Source organism: Candidatus Methanoperedens sp. (assembly GCA_027460535.1).
GTDB lineage: Archaea > Halobacteriota > Methanosarcinia > Methanosarcinales > Methanoperedenaceae > Methanoperedens.
In genome coordinates, this window is record JAPZAR010000008.1 from 62944 (window position 1) to 81319 (window position 18376).

General features: G+C 43.3%; 17 protein-coding genes and 1 pseudogene. 9 read left to right on the plus strand and 9 right to left on the minus strand.

What is annotated here, in order from left to right; translation table 11 throughout:
• Positions 1–169 precede the first annotated feature (169 nt).
• The 3 genes from uvrA (at position 170) to O8C65_02855 (ending at position 3981) form a co-directional block, all read left to right on the plus strand.
• A complete protein-coding gene (gene uvrA, locus O8C65_02845; protein ID MCZ7355847.1) occupies positions 170–2986 on the plus strand; it encodes an excinuclease ABC subunit UvrA in 2817 nt (938 codons plus the stop codon).
• Positions 2987–3053: 67 nt separating this feature from the next.
• Positions 3054–3350, plus strand: a complete 297-nt coding sequence (locus O8C65_02850; GenBank protein ID MCZ7355848.1) for a hypothetical protein — start codon at positions 3054–3056, stop codon at positions 3348–3350.
• Positions 3351–3480: 130 nt separating this feature from the next.
• Entirely contained in the window at positions 3481–3981 is a 501-nt protein-coding gene (locus O8C65_02855; protein ID MCZ7355849.1) for a hypothetical protein, read from the plus strand.
• Positions 3982–3995: 14 nt separating this feature from the next.
• Here O8C65_02855 and O8C65_02860 read toward each other — a convergent pair whose 3' ends face one another.
• Positions 3996–4214: an antitoxin family protein gene (locus tag O8C65_02860; protein MCZ7355850.1), complete on the minus strand. Its 219-nt coding sequence runs from the start codon at positions 4212–4214 to the stop codon at positions 3996–3998.
• Between the two features lie 82 nt (positions 4215–4296).
• On the opposite strand from O8C65_02860, the gene uvrC reads away from it, so the two are divergent.
• Both uvrC and trxB read left to right on the plus strand, forming a co-directional pair.
• Positions 4297–6096, plus strand: coding sequence for an excinuclease ABC subunit UvrC (uvrC, locus tag O8C65_02865; GenBank protein ID MCZ7355851.1), 1800 nt, complete (start codon positions 4297–4299; stop codon positions 6094–6096).
• 73 nt (positions 6097–6169) lie between these two features.
• Positions 6170–7078: a thioredoxin-disulfide reductase gene (gene trxB, locus O8C65_02870; GenBank protein MCZ7355852.1), complete on the plus strand. Its 909-nt coding sequence runs from the start codon at positions 6170–6172 to the stop codon at positions 7076–7078.
• A 30-nt stretch (positions 7079–7108) separates the two neighbouring features.
• Here trxB and O8C65_02875 read toward each other — a convergent pair whose 3' ends face one another.
• The 5 genes and pseudogenes from O8C65_02875 to O8C65_02895 form a co-directional block, all read right to left on the minus strand.
• The gene (locus O8C65_02875) at positions 7109–11887 is read right to left on the minus strand and encodes a PGF-pre-PGF domain-containing protein (GenBank protein ID MCZ7355853.1); all 4779 of its coding nucleotides are present in this window, start codon (positions 11885–11887) and stop codon (positions 7109–7111) included.
• Positions 11888–11896: 9 nt separating this feature from the next.
• Positions 11897–12331 (minus strand): hypothetical protein, encoded by a 435-nt coding sequence (locus O8C65_02880; GenBank protein MCZ7355854.1) that lies wholly within the window; start codon positions 12329–12331, stop codon positions 11897–11899.
• Between the two features lie 172 nt (positions 12332–12503).
• Entirely contained in the window at positions 12504–12986 is a 483-nt protein-coding gene (locus O8C65_02885; protein ID MCZ7355855.1) for a 50S ribosomal protein L11, read from the minus strand.
• 25 nt (positions 12987–13011) lie between these two features.
• A complete protein-coding gene (locus O8C65_02890; GenBank protein ID MCZ7355856.1) occupies positions 13012–13491 on the minus strand; it encodes a transcription elongation factor Spt5 in 480 nt (159 codons plus the stop codon).
• Positions 13488–13637, minus strand: a pseudogene (locus O8C65_02895) (protein translocase SEC61 complex subunit gamma). The gene O8C65_02890 and the pseudogene O8C65_02895 overlap by 4 nt, the downstream one beginning before the upstream one ends.
• A gap of 233 nt (positions 13638–13870) precedes the next feature.
• Between O8C65_02895 and O8C65_02900 the strand changes: the two are divergent.
• Genes O8C65_02900 through O8C65_02915 form a run of 4 tightly spaced genes read left to right on the plus strand, consistent with a single transcriptional unit; the run spans position 13871 to position 16349 of the window.
• Positions 13871–14659 (plus strand): hypothetical protein, encoded by a 789-nt coding sequence (locus O8C65_02900; GenBank protein MCZ7355857.1) that lies wholly within the window; start codon positions 13871–13873, stop codon positions 14657–14659.
• A gap of 6 nt (positions 14660–14665) precedes the next feature.
• On the plus strand, positions 14666–15574 hold the full coding sequence (locus tag O8C65_02905) for a hypothetical protein (GenBank protein ID MCZ7355858.1): 909 nt from the start codon (positions 14666–14668) through the stop codon (positions 15572–15574).
• 6 nt (positions 15575–15580) lie between these two features.
• Complete coding sequence (locus O8C65_02910; GenBank protein MCZ7355859.1) at positions 15581–15832, plus strand: hypothetical protein; 252 nt, start codon at positions 15581–15583, stop codon at positions 15830–15832.
• A 22-nt stretch (positions 15833–15854) separates the two neighbouring features.
• A complete protein-coding gene (locus O8C65_02915; protein MCZ7355860.1) occupies positions 15855–16349 on the plus strand; it encodes a hypothetical protein in 495 nt (164 codons plus the stop codon).
• Positions 16350–16494: 145 nt separating this feature from the next.
• Here O8C65_02915 and O8C65_02920 read toward each other — a convergent pair whose 3' ends face one another.
• From O8C65_02920 to O8C65_02930, 3 genes are all read right to left on the minus strand, one after another.
• Positions 16495–16824 (minus strand): type II toxin-antitoxin system PemK/MazF family toxin, encoded by a 330-nt coding sequence (locus tag O8C65_02920; GenBank protein MCZ7355861.1) that lies wholly within the window; start codon positions 16822–16824, stop codon positions 16495–16497.
• The gene (locus O8C65_02925; GenBank protein ID MCZ7355862.1) at positions 16821–17012 is read right to left on the minus strand and encodes a hypothetical protein; all 192 of its coding nucleotides are present in this window, start codon (positions 17010–17012) and stop codon (positions 16821–16823) included. Before O8C65_02925 ends, O8C65_02920 begins: the two co-directional genes overlap by 4 nt.
• 313 nt (positions 17013–17325) lie before the next feature.
• Positions 17326–18267: a hypothetical protein gene (locus O8C65_02930; GenBank protein MCZ7355863.1), complete on the minus strand. Its 942-nt coding sequence runs from the start codon at positions 18265–18267 to the stop codon at positions 17326–17328.
• Positions 18268–18376: the final 109 nt, after the last annotated feature.

Here is an 18376-nt window from a genome sequence, read left to right on the forward strand (position 1 = left end):
CAAAAATAGCCATCTCCATAATCTGGACTTAAAAAGTGTCCTTTTCCTATAACGTTTTCTACTGATTTATGTATTATATGATTATATGTATGGAAAAATCCACGAATGGAAAAACCAAAGGCAAATATTTTAGCCATTCCAAGCCAATATAGCTCTGTCTATTCTTTTCATGTCAACAGATAAAATCATCATCAAAGGGGCACGCGTCCACAATCTCAAGAACATCGACCTTGAGCTTCCGAGAAATAAACTGATCGTGATAACAGGGCTCTCGGGATCGGGCAAATCCTCGCTCGCCTTCGATACTCTCTATGCGGAAGGCCAGCGGCGATATGTTGAATCATTGTCCGCATATGCACGCCAGTTCCTGGGACAGATGGACAAACCCGATGTAGAGTACATCGAAGGTCTCTCCCCCGCCATCTCCATCGAACAGAAATCCACGAGCAAGAACCCGCGCTCCACAGTGGGCACAGTGACGGAGATATACGACTACCTGCGCTTGCTGTATGCCAGGATAGGAAGACAGCACTGTCCCAACTGCGGAAGCGAGATTACTCCACAGACCCTTGACCAGATCGTACAGAGACTTATGGGGCTTCCCGATGGTACAAAGATCCATGTGCTTGCACCACTCTCCAGACAGAGGAAAGGAGAATACAAACAGATGTTCGAGGACCTTGCAAGTTCGGGGTTCAGCCGCGTCAGGGTGGACGGCAAAACATACGAGCTTTCTCGGGAGATCGTTCTTAACAAGCAGCAGAAACATGATATTGATGTAATTGTTGACCGCCTGGTAATAAAAAAAGGAATAGAGGAGCGGCTCTCTGACTCTGTCGCTACTGCCCTCAAAGAGGGGAACGGCATTGTTGTGGTGGATATGCTCGACGGTAAGGAGCTTTTATTCAGCGAGCATGCCTCATGCACAAAGTGCGGTATAAGCTTTGAGCCTCTTGAACCCAATATGTTCTCTTTCAACAGCCCTCGCGGTGCATGTCCTGCCTGCCAGGGGCTCGGGAGCACGATGGAGTTCGATCCCGACCTCATAATACCGGATAAAAACAAATCCCTGAGCCAGGGAGCTATCGAGCCGTGGGGGTATGAGCATGGATACTATTACCAGATGCTCGCGTCAGTGGCAAAACACTACGGGTTCTCGCTTGACACGCCGTTCTCCGAACTGAAACCAGAGCATGTGCGCGTGATACTGCACGGTGGGAGCGAGCAAATCCAATTCAGGTATGTGCCACGTGAACGGGACGGGCTCTGGGAACACTGGAGCAGTTTTGAAGGGGTCATACCGCACCTTGCAAGAAAATACAGGGAATCCCAGTCAGAAGAAGGGAGGGAGAGAATCCAGCAATACATGAGCATCAAACCCTGCACCGTGTGTAAAGGTGAACGGCTCAAACCTTCAAGCCTGGCTGTCACGGTAGGGGATAAATCCATCATCGCCACCACCCGGCTCTCCGTGAAAAAGGCACTTGAGTTCCTTGACGGCCTCTCATTCACTGAAAAAGAGGCGATCATATCCAAACCCATTATGAAAGAGCTCAGGGCGAGGCTGGGATTCCTCATGGATGTGGGACTTGATTATCTCACTCTTGAGAGGGCGGCCGGCACGCTCTCGGGAGGGGAGAGCCAGAGGATCAGGCTTGCCACACAGATCGGATCCAGCCTCGTAGGCGTGCTTTACATCCTGGATGAACCCAGTATCGGCTTACACCAGCGGGATAATGCCAGACTGATACATATGCTCACCCAGCTTCGCGACCTTGGCAATACGGTCATAGTGGTCGAGCATGATGAAGAGATGATCCGCAGTGCGGATTTTATCGTGGATATGGGACCCGGAGCCGGAGTGCACGGTGGCGAAGTGGTGGTTGCCGGAAGCCTGGAAGATGTTATCAAATGCGAGAATTGCATTACAGGCGAATATCTGAGCCATAAGAAAGTGATAGCGATCCCTGGCAAGCGAAGAAAGCCAAAAGGTAAAATCACCATAGTGGGGGCAAGTGAGAATAACTTGAAACAGATAGATGTGAACATACCTCTTGGCGTGATGACCGCGGTCACCGGCGTTTCCGGTTCAGGTAAGAGCACGCTCGTTAACGATATTCTTTACAAAGCCCTGGCTCAGAAGTTCTATAATGCCAAAGAAAAGCCCGGGAAGCACAGGGGTATAGTCGGGCAGGAGAACATCGATAAGATCATAATTATAGACCAGTCCCCCATTGGGAGGACACCGCGTTCCAATCCTTCAACATACACGGGCGTTTTCACTCCCGTAAGGGATCTTTTCGCCAGGCTGCCTTCATCGAAAGCACGGGGTTATATGCCCGGGCGGTTCAGTTTCAACGTTAAAGGCGGGCGTTGCGAGGCATGCAAGGGGGACGGGATCATTACTATCGAGATGCATTTCCTCCCTGATGTGTATGTCCCGTGCGAGGTATGCCACGGGAAACGATTCAACAGCGAGACCCTCGAGATCGCATATAAGGGAAAGAACATCTCGCAGGTGCTTGACATGACGGTGGAGGAAGCGCTCTCGTTCTTTGAGAACATCCCCAGGATAAAACGCCAGCTTCAGACGCTTTTTGATGTGGGGCTCGGATATATCAGGCTGGGCCAGCCCGCCACCACCCTCTCGGGAGGGGAGGCGCAGCGCATCAAGCTTTCCACCGAATTGAGCAAAAGAAGTACGGGAAGGACGCTCTACATTCTTGATGAACCGACCACGGGTCTGCATTTCGCAGATATTCAGAAACTGCTCGACATGCTCTCCCTGCTTGTGGACGCTGGGAACAGCGTTGTGGTTATTGAGCACAACCTGGATGTCATAAAAGTGGCAGACCACATAATAGACCTGGGGCCGGAAGGAGGGGATAATGGCGGGAGGATTATTGCGGAGGGGACGCCTGAAAAAGTGGCGAGGATTGAGGGGTCTTATACGGGGTATTATCTGAAGAAAGTTTTAAATGTGTAAACATCAATGAATAAAAAGAGAAGACAGACTATAAATCCTCTATCAAAATACAAAAGAGACGATAACATTGAATCGGAAAAAATGGTGGAAAAGGAGAGAAAAAGATGCTCGAAAGTTGAGGGAAGAAGAGGAAAGTAGGGCATATGAGGAAAGAAAGCATAAAGAATTGGATAAAATAGATACGATGAAAAATCAGATTGTAAATAGAAGAAACGTCAGGGAGCTTGGCAAAAAGATTTTTTCAAAAGATAACAAACAAATAATAATTTTAGAAAGAGTTAACGAGTCCATTAAAGTCTCAAATAATCCATCTCCTAAAAAAAAGTGGAGAACTGATCTTTGTGATCCCGGACATTATGATTGATTTTATATAATGCAGTTAATGACTAAAATTGTCCAAAAAGCAATCAATAGAATCTTTTCATTAGATATTCTATATCTAAGATCAGTGGTAGAAATGACCAGCAAAAATGTTGAAACATGATAGGAACCATATGTCCCTAAAAGATCTCGAGCAATTAGAGTTAGAATTGTTGAACCATTTCACTATCATTAATCGGGAACATACAATTATCCGTCAAAAACTTTTCCCATACGCAGATGGCAAAAAATTAAAGGGTGATGAAATTGTTGGTTGGCTTGGGGAGGTATATTGTAAACTTCTATTGGATGGAACATTGGTTTCAGATGAAAACGAGCATGACTTTGTAACTGTAAATGGAGAACGGATCTCCGTAAAAACACGAAAAGGTAAAGAAAAAGGTTGGAATCGAACTAGTGCCATCCCTAAGAAGGATGGCGACAATAATCCCACCCATCTGATGTTTGTACATCTAAATGATGACTATTCAATTGATAGAATATGGAAATTTCCTTGGAAAGATATTTCTGGAAGATTTAAGGAGCATAAAGTTCGAGGAAGTCATAGGGCATTCTACTTTCAAGTAATCCCTAAAAGTGATGACGCAAAATATCTCTGTTACCCTATGGCTTGATTTTTCGCACTACCTTATATCAAGCTGTATCTGTCGTGCTTTCGAGCAACATCAGTTTTACCACTTCTACCTATGCCAACTATCTTCGATAATTCCCTTTTCTGAGAATTCAGCAGCGTAGCCTCTTCCTCTGGTATCAGTATAAGATGAACGTGTTTATGCTCAGGAAGATTAACTTTTTGAAGTGGTTTGAACTTGCCATCTTCGTAAATAGCAGGTATTGCTTCGGACATAATATAAAGATGAACCTATCTTTAAATAAAGATTATTACGTAAAGCATCAAACCCTTATTATACTTTAGATCAGTGAAAAGCATGACCAAAACCACCGAAGACGCAAAAAAACTCCCTGATTCCCCCGGCGTATACATAATGAAAGATAAAGATGACCGTGTCATCTATGTGGGAAAAGCCGCCTCGCTTCGGGACAGGGTGAGCCAGTATTTCAGGGAACAGAACTCCCCGAAAACCCGGATGATGGTGGCAAATCTCGAAGATATCGAGTACATAGCCACTGAGAACGAAGTCGAAGCCCTGGTGCTGGAATCCAATCTCATAAAAGAGCACAGGCCGCGGTATAACGTGCGCCTCAGGGACGACAAGGCTTACCCATTCATCAAGATAACAAATGAAGAATTCCCGCGCATCTGCATATCCCGGCGCCGCGAGCCTGACGGAGCGCAGTATTTTGGGCCTTACCCCAGTTCAAAGGCTGTGAGGGAACTTATTAGATTGGCTTCAAGCTTCGGCATCAGGCGGTGCAAGAAGAAACTTCCATGCCCCCCATGCCTCAACTATCACTTAAAACAATGCGCTGCTCCATGCCTCGGCGAAGTGACAAAAGAGGAATACCTGGATATCATCAAGAATGTGGCCAATTTCCTCAAGGGAAGGCGAAGCCAGCTTATCCATGACCTGAAGGAAGAAATGGAAAAGCTTTCAGAAAATCAGGAATATGAAGCTGCTGCGCATATCCGCGACCAGATCAATGCGCTGGAGGAACTGTCGGAAAAGCAGCGCGTGAACATTCCCGGACAGAAAGAGCAGGATATAATCGCATTTGCAGTTTCTGGAACCCTTGGAAACCTGCAGCTATTCCACATAAGCGAAGGTAAGCTCAAAGGGCGCGATACTTTTTCACTGAACACCGCAGGTTCAGATGAGGCTGAGGTGCTGTCAAGTTTTATCGAACAGTACTATCAGAATATCGAGCCGCCAGAAGAAATAATAATCCCCGTTGAACTCACGGACGAGGTCGTATCTCGCTGGCTCACCGAGAAGGGCTCGAAGCTCAAAATCCCGAAAAATAAGGTCGAGAGGGGATTGATGAACCTTGCGCAGGAGAATGCCCGGATGCTCCTGAACCAGAAGGTGCTTGCAGAAAGCAGGGATAAGAACGAACCGCTTCTGGGGCTGCAAAAAGCCCTTGGCCTGCCTTCGCCACCCTCAAGAATCGAAGCCTTCGACATCTCAAATATCGGGGGTACTGATGCAACAGGCTCTCTTGTGGCCTTCGAGAAAGGAGAGCCAGATAAGAAGAATTACAGGCGCTTCAAGATAAAGACGATAGAGGGCGCAGATGATTTTGCAATGATGGCTGAAGTCGTATCGCGCGCATATTCGCGAAGAAAGGAAGAGGGAAAACCAATGCCCGACCTGATATTGATCGACGGGGGAAAAGGACAGCTGAATGCCGCTATCTCCGCGCTGGAAGGGATTGGCCTGAAGCTCAATACAGCAGCGCTTGCCAAGGAGTTTGAGTATATTTTCCTTCCTGACAGGGAAACGCCTGTGGTGTTGCCAAAAGACTCACCTGCGCTTCAGTTATTGCAGAGAATCAGGGATGAAGCGCACAGGTTTGCAATTGGATATCACAGGAAACTGCGGGGAAGGAGACTTGATGCGTCCTGGCTGGATGAGATAAAAGGTATAGGGGAGAAAAAGAAATTGGTGCTCCTGCGGTATTTCGGGTCTGTTGAGGAACTTAAGAAAGCCAGGCTTTCGGATATCGAGAGGGTGCCGGGAATCGGGAAGAAGGACGCTATGGCGGTGTACGAGTATTTTCATGGGGCAATAAATGAAAAATCCGGCAATGCTGATGGCATGCCTCAATAATGAGTGAAAGAAATACTGAAAAGAAGAAGTTATTAATTTAACATCCTTCATATAAGATTTAAAGTGAGGAAATATGGTTTATGATGTTATCATAATAGGAGGAGGCCCGGCAGGTCTCACCGCAGGAATATATGTAAAACGTGCCATGATGAATGCGCTCCTTCTTGAAAGAACAGGAATTGGCGGCCAGATAATCATTACTGACCTTGTGGAGAACTACCCGGGTTTCCTTGAGATCTCAGGCGGTGACCTGGGACGGAAATTCGAGGAGCAGGCCCAGAAGTTCGGACTTGAAATGAAAAGCTTGGCCGAGGTTACCGGGATCGAGGACAGGGGGAGCACAAAGCTCGTCAAAACCACAGATGGCGATTTTGAAACCAAAACCGTGATAATAGCAACAGGCACGACGCCCAGGAAGCTGGGGGCAAAAGGAGAATTGCAGTTCATCGGGAGAGGGGTCTCCTATTGCGCCACTTGCGATGGGTTTTTCTTCAGGGACAAGATCGTTGTCGTGGTGGGCGGAGGGGATTCCGCGATCACTGAAGCAATATTCCTGACCAAGATGGCCAGGCAGGTGTATGTGGTCCACCGCAGGGACAGACTCCGCGCCGAGAAGATTAACCAGGAGCATGCCTTTGCGAATCCCAAGATAAGCTTCGTGTGGGACTCCGTGGTGGAGGAAATCGTGGGAAAACAGGTTGTGGAGAAGGTAATGATCAGGAACGTCAAGACCAATGCCATCTCTGAAATAAAAACGGACGGCGTGTTCATCTACGTGGGGCTTATTCCCAACACGGGCTTTGTGGACGTAGAAAAGGATAAGGGCGGATTCATAGTCCCATACTCGGGGCAGGCAACCTCCATCAAGGGTATTTTCGTGGCCGGGGATTGCAGGGTCACACCTCTGAGGCAGATCGCTACGGCTGTGGGTGATGGGGCGATCGCGGCAGTGTCGGCTGAGAGGTATATAGAGGAACTGTAGAAAAAAAATTAGAAGATGAGATTGAAATCCTCATCTCTTCTTTCGACCAAGTTTGTATAACGCTGATAGCGCTATCAATACTAAAAAGAATTCAAACCCTGGTCCTTTAGGTGTCAGAATAATTGAAGGGTTTGCATTTTCTACAGTTCCTGCAGATGCTACTGCTCCCTCTTTTTCCGAAATAGCTTTTTGTACCTGCCCACTTTCAAGTCCCACGATTGCAAAATGTGAGAATGCAATGGTCTTGGCTTCATAGTAGGTATATTTGTCATCTCTGGTCTCTTCTGCGGTTTCTACCGGCGCCCATCTGCCACTATCCCATTTAACCATCCTGATATCACCACTCCGGAGGTTGTTGTTTGCAAGCCACGAATTATCAACCCTGAATCTTATCAAAGCTTCTTTTATATTCTTCGGAACGGCAAAACCCGTCGAACCGACCCAGATATTAATATTCTTATAAACTATACCAGGAGCCGGAATTTTTAGAAGTGAAGAGGTATTTCTGAGCACTTCGACTGCTACATTAATTTCCCCAGCACTGATATTTCCTGTTATGTTGATCAACAACAAAGGATTGCTTGCATTGGTGAACCGGTACGGAGTGACCTGATCCTTGAAAATGAAAAGGTCATATTTCTCCTTCAGCTCGATGTTTGTGAAATTCTCACCCGATGCCCCCCCGCCTCCTCCTCCGCCGCCGCCCCCACCACCACCTGAACTGGAAGGAGGGGGGGAGGGGGAGGCGGAAGGGGCGCCCAAAACTGCAAAGGTACTGAGATGTGATATGTTGGCCCATACGTAGCCTGCATATCCATCGGTATCTGCGGTTTCCACGCCGACACCATATACCCACTGCGGAGAACCTGCACTAAGCGTTTCCCATCTGTACGGGACAGCAGATTCATTGAACCACGATATTTTAAGGGAAGCCTCATCCAGCCCTGATGCGTCCAGTTCTGCCTTCGTATAATAGAATTTGAGTTTTATCCAAGTGATATTTTTTCTGATATTTTCGCTGGCATTTATCTCGATATATTTCCCAAGAGGAGTTAATGCGAATGATTGATTCATTTCAGGTGGAATATCGCTACTCATCGTTATGTTAACAGTGCCGCTGATTGTGTCATTGGATGTAACTAACTCAAGAGTTGTATTTGCTTCTCTTGAGGCATTCATTATTGTCGCATTATTTGCAGTTGTGTTTACAGATTGATTGATATAAGGCGGCATTCTGGTTACGAACCATGTTTTCTCGGTATTGTTGATATTGCCCGCGAGGTCGGTTGCGATAATGGTCACATTGTACCTGCCATATTCAGAGTTATTGGAATAATCAAGGTAAAACGGGCCGTTGCCAGTCATTGGAGAAATATTCAGGAAACCCTTTGGATGTTTCACTTCAACACGGATGCCGGAAGTGTTTAGATATGTATCGCTCACAGCTGCTGTAATATGCACGAGCTGGTTTATTGTAGGCGTTGATGTGGATGTTGAAAGATTTGTTACCGCTGGTTTCATCTTATCAATAGTCATATCCAGAGAATCGTTGTATGCGGAATTACCTGCCTGATCTGAGGCTGAAATGTTTAGTGTCAGGTTCCCTTCTGGCAAATTCGTGTCTACAGTTCCATTCAATCCGTAAATACCAGGTCCGAGCTTTCCCAGCGTCTTGTTGTGCACCTCAACCTTCGACTCGTTTATGACATGCATGGTCACAGCGAGATTCTCACTAACAATGTCCGTGGCATTTATCTCGACGAAAAAGCTATCACCCGTTTTCATCATCGTATCATTTATGAAGACGGAGTCGAATGCAGGCGATATGGTATCAAGAATAATTGTATCATTGACAGGTAATGTCTCGCCTGCATCATTTCTGGCATTAAAGTAAACTGTTTTTAAGCCGTCACTATTGCTTAATGTCCATGATTTCGTAGACGCCATTGGTTCCCATGTACTCCATGAAGCATTGTCGTTGCTGAAGCTCATATTTTCTGCGTTAATTGCTGATATGCTCAGAGTAACAGATGCTGAGTTAGTGTAAGCATTTCCATAGTTTATTGCAATGGATGGAGAGGAGGGAGGAGGAGGCGATGTTAATGCTGCATCATCCACAGTGAAAAGAGTCGGAGCACTACTATCAGTTGTTGTATTGAATTTCAGCCGAATCGTCTGTCCTATGAATTCTGATACATTATATTTTTCACTTATTCTCCAGCCATCGCTCGCGTTAAGATTGCTCAGAGTCACAAGTGACCTTAATAAAGTATTATCTCCAGGACTTCTTATTTCAACTTTCATTTTATCATAAGGAGTTGTAGTTGTGCCCTCCGTGGTGTAAATCCGATACCAGAACCGGACATATGCGTGCTTCAAGTTCGAAGGAAGCGTTACATCCTGATAAATATACTCATTTGCTTTGTCATAACCACTCATTTCTGCGTCCCAGCTTCCGCTGTGAGCATACTGGGAGCTATTAATTACCGGGTATCCACCGCTGCTGTACTCAACCCAGTTTATATGCCCACTCTCAAAGCCGGGGTTAAGTAAAAGATTTAAAGTTTCCGCAGCTGGATAAAACCTGCCGCAGTAATTGGAATTAATACCATGGTTGTTATAAAAGGCAGTGCAGATTTCGAATAGATGCGGTGTACCATCTCCAAGATTCGTATTGTTATCATCTGCAACCATGATATCTTCAAGATATTCTGTAAAGTTGAAAGGTTCTAGTTTCATTGCGTTGATAACAAGCTTATCTGAGCTTTCATTTCCCAACATCGTTCTGATATCCCACGCCGCGCCTGAGACTATTCTGCTGTCGTCGTGCACCTCTCCGACAATATCATCAGGATATCTGTAGGTGTTGTTCAGATATCTCATACAACCTGGGCCATCGATATTCTCCATACAGGAGTTATTATTAATCGTGCTCGCGAAATAATCTGCCCATCCTTCATTCAGCGCACCGCTCTCATCACTGTAAGGCAGAGGTGTTGTATAAACATGGTCAACTACATTATGTGTGTACTCATGGTAGATAATACTGCTAAATAATGACGTGGCTTCGCATCCATACCCTGCGCCAAAGAAATAGAGATCGGTACCAGTGCTGAATGCATTGCAATAATCAGGATATTGAACATTTGCGATAGTCTGATAATTCATGGAATAGATGTCAAAAGGACTTCCTTTGGTAAAGAAGTCGTGGACTATATTTACATGATAGAAGACGTTTGACTGCTCTTTTTTATAATAGGAATCATTATCGCTCCAGTCCCAGTTGTGCGTAGAGGGAGTCGTAACAGTTGCTCTGTGGAATGCATTTTCTCCAGTGTCGTTATTTACTTTCACAAATGGCCCTTCGAGCTGCGAATATAGGATAAAACTGCTTAAAGGCACTGAAAAGCTGTAGTTACCGTCTGACCCAGTGTTCCCTAATACTGTATGGCTTGGCATCTCCTGTTCTACTATGGAAAATCCTATATTATTCCACTTATCAAAGTTGTCTGCAGGATCGATAAAAACAACGCCATTGTTTGTAATAACTTTAGCGTCATCGATATACCATCCATCATAGCTAATGGATTGATCAGTAGTATATCCAAAACCTATCCAAATCTGCTTTCCAATATAAGAAGATAGGTCTATGTCCATTGTGTCCCATGTACTTCGATTGTCTGTATATTCTTCAATAATTATAAAATTAGATGGATTTATACAATCAACTGTGCAGATAGCTACAAGACCAGAATCCCAGTAATTCTCTATGAAATACTTTGTCTTAAATTCAAGAGTTGCCGAGGAAACGCCGCTCAAACTTATAGGGTTTTTTGTTTCGATATGATTCCATAAATTGTTCCCTTCGCCGGACCAGAATACATTACTTAAAGTGTTAGCTTCAGAATATAGCTTCTCGTTCCGAAATCCTTTTGTTACCTTGCTCTGGTTAGGATTCTCTGGATACATCGGTCCTATAACTCTTCCGTTCAGAGTACCAAAAACGACCTTGTTGTATTTCTCCAAGATTTCGCCGTTGTTTGCATCAATTATATAAATCCACTTTGCAGGAGGAGACTTGATCAGTCCGAGTTCTACTTTGTAAGCGAGATGGTACTCATTCCCAATCTTTGTGAACCTGGGATAGATCACAAGGGAGGCATCTTCCACACTGGTTATCTCTTCTGTAATATTCTTGTCCGTAACATTTTCAGATTTCAGTCTATGCAAATCCCTGAAATTATAAGTTCGCTGCGGTTTTAAACCTCCCTCTATGCGAACTCCTATATCCTTCTCCACAATCTCCAATATACCTGCATCGCTTAACGCTGGTTCAGTGCTGATCTCTATTTTTGGATAGTAGTTAGATTTGAGAGTTACCATCTTTCCATTTTTGATCGCCGCTATCACACTGCTTGAATAAACAGGCAGCCCGTTGTATGTCTGGACATATTTTAATATCGATAAATCCTCGGGTTTTTGAGCGATGTAAGATGAAGAGGTTACTAAATTCTTAGGATCAACTTCAAAGCGCAAAGGATTATTCGAAAGGAAAGAGCGAACTTTCGAATCCAAATCGTTCTGAGAAATAGAAATGCCATTGTATCCAAGGTCAAAACTTCCTCTGACTATCTTTTTGAACTCTTCACTATTATGCATGACCTGTCCAGCATAGAGGGTCTCCATTGACTTCTTATTTCCATCCGATTCAGATTTCATGCTGCTTTGAGTTTTGTTATCTGCAGTAAATCCCCATGCCACCCCAAGAAGCACGAAAAGTGCCAAACAAATCAATACCAATCTTCTCATATTTTCCTCTTATGTCACAAACAATTGCTCTTTTTTAATTATTTCATTTCCAAGATCATCATAATAAAAATTCCAAGCCAAGTTATCTCCTATTCTAACCTTCCAGGCTGTTCTGTTTTCTATGACCGTCTTTTCAATAGTTTTTATGTCCTTTTCCGTCACATTGTAAGTGACAGGTCTTCCTGCGATGTCTCTGTATACAATACCGGTTCCGATCAGATTGTTTCTTATCTTATCCTTTATTGCATCAATGCCGGCAGGTGTCGGGAATACCGTGGAAGATGTATTATCACTTGAATTAAGAGTTTTTTCTACACAGCCCGCATTAAATATTACAAAAAATGTAACAATCCATGTACTGATAATTTTTTTCCAAATTTTATGCGAAGCATTTCGGTTCGCTCTTTCCAGAGGAAAACAATTCCTCATCTTTTTCGACACCATTTTTCCCACATTTTCCTAGAATATATGATGATTGCCCACGGTACGTTTTTCTAGCGACATCACCAAAACCCAAACTCTCTTCTATACCGGCCATATATATTACTTTCGTTTTTAAAAACGAAAAATGAGAAAAGTTGGGGATTAATATAAAATAAAAAATTTTAAAAAAAGGTTAAAACGGCTCGTTCAGATCTGCATCGAACTTGCCGCTGTTGATCGCTACAATAGCTTCCTTTGGATTCAGACCCTCGAAGGTCACACCAAGGGGAACGCATGAGCCCACGACCTCTTTCACCGCATTTTTCAATGTCTTTGAGAGAGTGTCGCTCTTCTTCATGCGCGCTATTTTCACTGCCTGTTTAGCAGTGAGATTGCCGATCGTCTTCGTGTTCGGTGTACCGGAGCCCGTTTCGACTCCCAGTTCTTTCTTTATGAGCGACGAGGTTGGCGGTGTCCCGACCTGGATCGTGAACTGCTTCTTATCGTCAACTATTATTTTGACAGGGACCTGCATTCCGGCGAACGCTTTTGTCTCCTGGTTTATCTTATCTATGATTGCCTTTACATTCACGCCGAGCGGACCAAGCGATGGACCAAGTGGCGGACCCGGGGTTGCAGAACCGCCGGGGACTAATGCTTCTAATGTGGTTACCATTTTTAATTCTCCTTTATTAATGCAATTATTTCTCTATTTCTTCACGTTTCAGAATCCTCACGTTATCACCGCGGACCGTCACAGGGATGGGCACCATCGCCTCGAACAGCTCGACGGTGATCTCTTCATGAGCTTCATCTATCCTTTTTACTCTTGCCTTTTCACCCTTGAAAGGACCGGATACAAGCTCCACTATACTGCCCTCTGTGATACCCGTGACCGTGAGTTTGGGCGTCAGAAAGTGCTCGACCTCGGCAAAATTGGACTGACCTTTCACCAGCGTGCGCGCGTGCGGCAGCGTCTGAATGACCTGTTCAACGACCTCTGGTCCTGCAGCCTCGACGAGTATGTATCCTTTTAATTCATCGGGCGCCAGGATCGCGCGAATATCAAGATGCTCTTTTTTTGCCACTTTCTCGATCAGGTTGGCCACTGCCCTTTCCTGGTTCGCCGTTGTCTTGACCACATAAATGGGAGCAGATTCCTCTTTCACCTCATCGTTCATTTGAACCATCCTGGCATCACTGTTATCAATATGTATATGATAAAACCGATGAATCCGATCAACAGTATCCCGGCACCCGCTACTTTTGCGATGACGCTGAATTCTTCCCTTGAAGGTTTCCTTGTCAATTTCAGAATCCTGATGTATTCACTGAGCCTCAGGGGCACATTTCCTGGCAATTCTTTATTTTCTAGCAATATATTTCACGTCCATCACTTATGATAATAATAAAAGCTATCCTAAAATAATAGCAGCCTTCAATTATGCTCAACATAAAAATAGTTTTCTATTATACGTTGATGTTTTGGCAGGATGTGATTATTTACCCATCCAATATCTATTAGTAGTACCAGAGTTATTTTGATGAACGGTGGTAATAATGAAAGTATTAATTGGCATATTAACTATTGTAGCCATTCTGACATCAGGATGCGTATCGACTGTCAATCCCGTTGATCCGGCGGACGTCATTTCAAGCCCGGCTCCATTTACGATCAAGGAGTTCCAGGAACAAGACATTTCTGTTGCCATAAGTAACAATGGCACTGGACCCATTGACTCTGTTAAAGTGGCCTCATTTGATCCTCTTACAGTGGTCTCAACCGGGATACTGAATATCCCTGCAAGGACAAAAGAGGGGCCATCCTGGGCATCGATCAGCTTGAAGGTCCAGGCACCCAGCTTCAAGACCGATGTCAGTAACACGGCAATGACCCTATCATATGCGTCTGGCAAAAATGATAAGGGTGAACCCATAATAAAAACAAAATCAATTCCTGTGCAAGTCACAGTGCTTCCAGATGCTGGACTGCAATTCGTTGGATTTGTGAAAGGACCTCAGAACAGATCGGAAGCTGAAGTTACTTCCTGGGAGATCGGCAAAGGCCAGAACGCCACAATAACTTTCTCGGTAAAGAATAATGGAAAGACGACCATAGATAAGAATACCCTTACAGTGCTTGTCGATATCGATAACAAGGAAATAGGTTCCAACAAGACACTTACCATCCAGGAGGGAATGGCAAAAGGAGGCACGTCCTATACCGAGGCAGTTGTACTCCCGGTGTTCAAAGATGCACCCAATGGTGAAACCGATGTGCTGGTTAAACTTCTGATGGGCGACAACGTCCTGGATATGAAAACCATACATCTCAAGGTAAGACTCTAAGATAAAATGAGGACAAAATCCTTATTTTTAATTTTTCTTCTGGGCAGCCTTGTATTTTTTAGCGGCTGCCTCAGGGAATATAACAATGTAGAGGTAACTTCCGTAGATATAATGTCCTCACCTCAGGATAAGGGGGCAATACTCACTGTAACGCCATATATCCAGAATAACCAGAACAGCGATACAGGCATATTGACACTGCAGGTAAAGATAAGAGAACCATCAAGCAATCTCATGGTAGCAGAGAAGGATTCGGATATAGGCTACATCAAAGGTAAATCTGGCTCCTCCAGCAGCGTGACCATGACCGTCTCCAATGCGGGCGAATACGGTGTTGAAGTCCTGGTACTTGAAGGCGGCAAGACCATAGCCCAGAGCTACTCTTCAGTACTCGTGAAGCCAAAACCAGGACCCGGGGAGCCTGCGGATATAAAGCTGACCGACATGAACCTTGTTGTTACAAAGATCTATAACGATGCCTCAGGCGCGCTTGTAGATGTTTCCCCTGGAATATACAACCAGGGCGGGGATTCGAAACCACTCACTGTTGAAGTGACCGCACGAGTTGATGCCTACACCGCTTATACAAAGACCGATGATATAGGCATCATTAAAGGCGCCAGCAGAGTAAGGGGAAAAGTGACTTTTGATATCCCAAGGAACAGGGAATACACATTTTCTGTAAGTGTGACCGAGAGCGGAAAAAACGTTGTTGGAGGGACAGTACCTGATAAAATAAAACTCAGCGAAGTAAAATTCAACACGCCCATGACTTATGTACTCGTCGAAGAAGGAAAACCAGTAGCTGCTGCTGCAACGGCGACATCCAGACCAAAGGAACCGGGATTTGAGATAACAATGGCAATGATAGGTATATTGATTGTGTATGGCATCTGTCATAGAATAAGAAGGTGAAATAGCATGAACGATGAACCGAATATTGAAGAGACAAAAAAGAATGAAGACAATTCTTTCAAGAAACTCATTAATGTAGCTGTAGTAATAATGCTGGTCGGGCTGATATTCATCGCACTTTTCACTTTCTTTTTCAGCATGCAGGATGCAATTTCTGCCCTTTTCGACCCCCAGTACGTGCCGCTCATCAAGGCCATCTTCAGCCTTGTGATCATAGGTGTCGGGGTATATCTCGTAAAAATGTTTTTGTCCAAGTAACTCCTAGGCTGGTAGAGGCACAATGATCCTCACGGAACTCCTGCTGGCGCATAAAAAGAAATTCAGGCAGAAGCTGATCGAAGCGCTTGCAAAAAAATACTCTTTGGGCACTCGGGAAATGGAAGAGGAGCATGAAGAGTTCATCGAGCAGTACGTTGCAGATAAATATGAGCCTGTGGAACAGCTTATCGAAAGGATAAATGTAATGGAGCGCCCGGTCATCCTCAATATCCGGCGTTCCAGAAGCAGGGAGGATAAATGCAAGCTCTGCGAGGCGAACCAGCTCAACATCGATGAGCTGGAGAAAAAATACGGGGACAGCATAGAGGTCGTCGAGGTCACGGAAGACATGCCCGACGGTGCGGCGCTTTATCTCATAATTTTTCACGAAGAGGCAAAAGAAAAAAAACTGCCGTTAACAGCGGTGGTTAATAAAGGAGATATATTGAAGTTCTGGGCAGGAAAGAGCGTGGAACCAGCGGTGTATGAGATGTATATCAAGAAGATTTTATCGTGAAATGAATATAGTTAATTTCTGAAATAATAATATAAATATTTATAGATATTTTTAAGAAGAAGGTCGCCGAAATTGAAAAGACGTTTGGCGTAACAATTAGAGATATTCCTACGAAGTCAAGCAAGAGACTAAAGTTATTTTTGTTTTAAATCTCTAGCACCTTCGGTAGTTTTTGATTTACCTCTTGTCTTAGCTCTTTCTCAAGTTCACCAAGCTCACCCACAATTAAGTCTTTCAGCACAGTTGCAATTTTATCTAACTTTATGACTGATTCTACTTTCAATCCTGACTTTCCAAAACCAGGTGATTTCTTTGCTATTAAAACATCTACTTCAGAAAGTTCAGATGGGACTTTTGATGATATGAAAGCCAAGATTACATCTTTTTCGCCTTCGTAAATCACTAAAGCCGGTCTTAGCTTTGCAGCAGTTAAGTCTGTAAATGGAAAAGGTACAAGGACTATTTTCCCCTTCATTGATATCTGGCCTTTAAATCCGTTATTTTGTAGATATCAGGCTCTTCCTCAATAAAACAGGATAGCGATTTTTCGGAGAGCTTCATCATCGCAGTAATCTCTTTTTCATGTAATAGCTCGTCTAACTTTTCTGAGATTTCGATTACATGGCGCTTTATATCCGTAACTTCAGCTTCCAGGTTCATCATATAATTCATAATAGGTTTAATGAGATTTTAAACTATGCATTTGCAGTGTGGCGTTTTTCGACCACAGAAGCACACAGAGAGCACAGAGTTGTAATAATTCTCTGTGTCCTCTGTGCCCTGGTATGAAAAAGTCCGTTACCGATGCTTTTTCATGTTCATTTATGAACCGCAGTTCATAGCCGACTCTGTGGTTTTTTAAACCTGAATCTCTTAAAAAACTTGAAGCTATAAGAAAAGAGGGGACGGTTTCAAGCGCAGAATTTGAAAAGAAGTTTTGTGTGTTAGAGTTTGAGATTATTTTGAAAAAACCTTCTTACAACTGAATTAATTCTAGATATGTAATCGAATTCCATTCTACTGCCTTTATAGTCGCTCCACCATAATTATCCAAAATAATCAAATTCTCATCGAATATATTCAATACCTTACCTCTTAGTTCTGTGGAATTTGTTATAATACGAACATAAGGAAAATACACCTGATATTTTGAATTTAATAGATTCTTTGATTGGCTCAAAAAATATTTATGGTTATCTATTGAAATAATTATAGCTCCGGCTAAGAATATAATTGAATAATATAAAAATAGAAAGTCGTAATATAAAACTTGGGTAATAGATATGTGCGGGTATATATTAAGTTCATGATTTTCCATCTTTGCATCGAATTCATCGAATCTACCATCGCTTATCGTAAGATTAGCTACAGTTCTATCATCGTTAAGTCTGAGTAAAATTGAGTTATTTTCAGTCAATACTCTGATAGTCTTACCATCATCAATTTTTGTAATATTTTCTGTTTCAACCCCTTTAATGTTATAATTTTGCTTTAGAAAATATTTTAATGCTTCAGTGTGATTATTATTTCCTGGAACATCATTCCAGTTAAACAAATTCTGATGAGCTGCCTGCTGATATAATATAACAGGGAATGCAATAAAAGTAAAGATAGTACTAATAATAATAAACCAATTCATAAATATAATCCAAAACGCAATTCTTTCAGACTTTTTTAATAACGTTGCGTCTTTTTTTCTTTTTTCTATACAAAATCTAATAACAATAGTAAAGACAAAAGCCAATCCCATAATTAAAATTGACCAATAAAGATTAAAAATCCACAATAGAATTATGGATAGGGTCATTGCAATTATTGCACCTGAAATTAATGCTATCCATCCATTTTTAGGAGATTTGATTTCTTTGTATTTTGTTAAACATTTTTCGGCACAGTAAAATAATCCAGTTATGGCCAAAAAGTAATATCATCACAATAAATACTTATTTATTCTTTAATGTAATGATATTACCTGCGCTTGACCATGGTAACAATATCTTCTACACTTAAAAATATATCTGAAATCC

Bases quoted from the DNA above. Each gene is read 5' to 3' on its own strand.
- uvrA (MCZ7355847.1), top strand. From the start codon at position 170: ATGTCAACAGATAAAATCATCATCAAAGGGGCACGCGTCCACAATCTC.
- O8C65_02855 (MCZ7355849.1), top strand. From the start codon at position 3,481: ATGTCCCTAAAAGATCTCGAGCAATTAGAGTTAGAATTGTTGAACCAT.
- O8C65_02860 (MCZ7355850.1), bottom strand. From the start codon at position 4,214: ATGTCCGAAGCAATACCTGCTATTTACGAAGATGGCAAGTTCAAACCA.
- uvrC (MCZ7355851.1), top strand. From the start codon at position 4,297: ATGACCAAAACCACCGAAGACGCAAAAAAACTCCCTGATTCCCCCGGC.
- trxB (MCZ7355852.1), top strand. From the start codon at position 6,170: ATGGTTTATGATGTTATCATAATAGGAGGAGGCCCGGCAGGTCTCACC.
- O8C65_02875 (MCZ7355853.1), bottom strand. From the start codon at position 11,887: ATGAGAAGATTGGTATTGATTTGTTTGGCACTTTTCGTGCTTCTTGGG.
- O8C65_02880 (MCZ7355854.1), bottom strand. From the start codon at position 12,331: ATGGTGTCGAAAAAGATGAGGAATTGTTTTCCTCTGGAAAGAGCGAAC.
- O8C65_02885 (MCZ7355855.1), bottom strand. From the start codon at position 12,986: ATGGTAACCACATTAGAAGCATTAGTCCCCGGCGGTTCTGCAACCCCG.
- O8C65_02890 (MCZ7355856.1), bottom strand. From the start codon at position 13,491: ATGAACGATGAGGTGAAAGAGGAATCTGCTCCCATTTATGTGGTCAAG.
- O8C65_02900 (MCZ7355857.1), top strand. From the start codon at position 13,871: ATGAAAGTATTAATTGGCATATTAACTATTGTAGCCATTCTGACATCA.
- O8C65_02905 (MCZ7355858.1), top strand. From the start codon at position 14,666: ATGAGGACAAAATCCTTATTTTTAATTTTTCTTCTGGGCAGCCTTGTA.
- O8C65_02910 (MCZ7355859.1), top strand. From the start codon at position 15,581: ATGAACGATGAACCGAATATTGAAGAGACAAAAAAGAATGAAGACAAT.
- O8C65_02915 (MCZ7355860.1), top strand. From the start codon at position 15,855: ATGATCCTCACGGAACTCCTGCTGGCGCATAAAAAGAAATTCAGGCAG.
- O8C65_02920 (MCZ7355861.1), bottom strand. From the start codon at position 16,824: ATGAAGGGGAAAATAGTCCTTGTACCTTTTCCATTTACAGACTTAACT.
- O8C65_02925 (MCZ7355862.1), bottom strand. From the start codon at position 17,012: ATGATGAACCTGGAAGCTGAAGTTACGGATATAAAGCGCCATGTAATC.